Genomic DNA, 870 nt, shown 5'->3' with positions numbered 1-870 from the left:
TTAGACCGTGTCCTACGTGGTGAGGCGGATGAGTCGCTTGTAGCAGCACAAGGTGGCGGCGAGTCCGAGAAAAGCCAGGTAGTTGCGGGGATCGCGTTCGTAGCGGGGGCTGAGCCTGCGGTAGCCGGACAGCCACGACATCGTCCGCTCGATGACCCAGCGGCGTCGCCCTAATCGTTCGCTGGACTCGATGCCCTTGCGGGCGATGCGCACTCCGATGCGCTTGCCCCGGAGCCATCTGCGCAGATCAGCCCGGTCGTATGCCTTGTCGGCGTGCAGGCGCTGGGGCTTGAAGTACCGGCCGCGGTGGGGGTCGTGTCTCGTTTGGTGACCCTCCACCATGGGCTTCAGTCCTTCGCTGTCGTGGGTGTTACCCGCCGAGACGCCGACGAGGAGGGGCAGTCCGTTCGCGTCCGACAGGATGTGCATCTTGGAACCCGGCTTGCCCCGGTCCACGGGGCTCGGACCTGTGTGTTCGCCCCTTTTTTAGCCCGGACGTGGGCGGTGTCGAGCACGACGCGGGTGACGTCGAGGAGGCCGGCGTCGTCGAGCCGGTGCAGCACGGCTTCGTGCAGCCGGCCCCAGACGCCGGCTCTCGACCAGATCAGGAACCGCCGATGGGCGGTCGACTTCGAGACGCCGAAGCACGGTGGCAACGCACGCCAGGCGCAGCCGGACACCAGCACGTAGATGATCGCGGCGAACAGCGTCTCATCAGGGATGTCCTGTGTTCCACCGCCCTGCGGTCGCACCTTCGACGGTGGGATCAGCGGCTTCGCGATCTCCCACAGCCCGTCCGGAACAATCCAACTCCACGTACCCCGCCCCATGACGAGCTCAACGACGCCTCACCACGTAGGACACGGTCTT

1 protein-coding gene is annotated in these 870 nt (G+C 66.2%); it reads right to left on the bottom strand.

From position 1 onward, the window contains the following. Positions 1-12: 12 nt before the first annotated feature. A protein-coding gene (locus JHAT_RS34270; RefSeq protein WP_107482105.1) for an IS5 family transposase occupies positions 13-830 on the bottom strand; the annotation gives its coding sequence in 2 pieces (ribosomal slippage) (positions 13-482 and positions 482-830; 819 coding nt in all). Between the last annotated feature and the right edge of the window lie 40 nt (positions 831-870).

The organism is Streptomyces sp. JHA26, assembly GCF_002005565.1.
Classification (GTDB): Bacteria; Actinomycetota; Actinomycetes; order Streptomycetales; family Streptomycetaceae; genus Streptomyces.
Note: the sequence above shows the minus strand (reverse complement) of the source record. Positions and strands in the feature narration are given on the sequence as shown.